Raw genomic sequence first — 419 nt, 5'->3', positions numbered from 1 at the left:
ACGGATCATGAGAATCGGTCGACCACGTTGCCCTTGCCTACGGCGTCGCGACCGGCGATTACTAATAGCCTGGCTGAGGCGGCAATTTATTTCGGAGCTGCGCCCGATGAATTAGTGCTGGCGCAAGGGGCACGTTTCTACCACTTCCTCGACGGTACGCTGACTGCCATCAGCGATGCGTATGACAACCGGCTGCGAATTTCCCGGGACTACTCCGGGCGCATTGAGCGGTTGGACAACGGTGTCGGGCGCTCGCTGCTTTTGCGCTATGTGGCTGGTCACATTGTGGCGGTGGACTACGAGATTCAGCGCGCCAAGGGTTATGAGCCCTTCGAATGGACTACCGAGTTTTGCATTGTTTCCTACGCCTATGACGACCTTGGCCGACTGGTTTCAGCGACCAATGCCGTAGGCGAAAC

General features: G+C 57.5%; 1 protein-coding gene. It reads left to right on the top strand.

Annotated features, from left to right (window positions below; translation table 11 throughout):
* Positions 1–419 (top strand): hypothetical protein (locus AC0IYH_RS29520; protein WP_471837604.1); only part of this gene is annotated, 419 nt, incomplete at both ends.

Source organism: Pseudomonas sp. AC463, from assembly GCF_979253585.1.
This window is presented reverse-complemented; position numbering and strand designations above follow the sequence as displayed.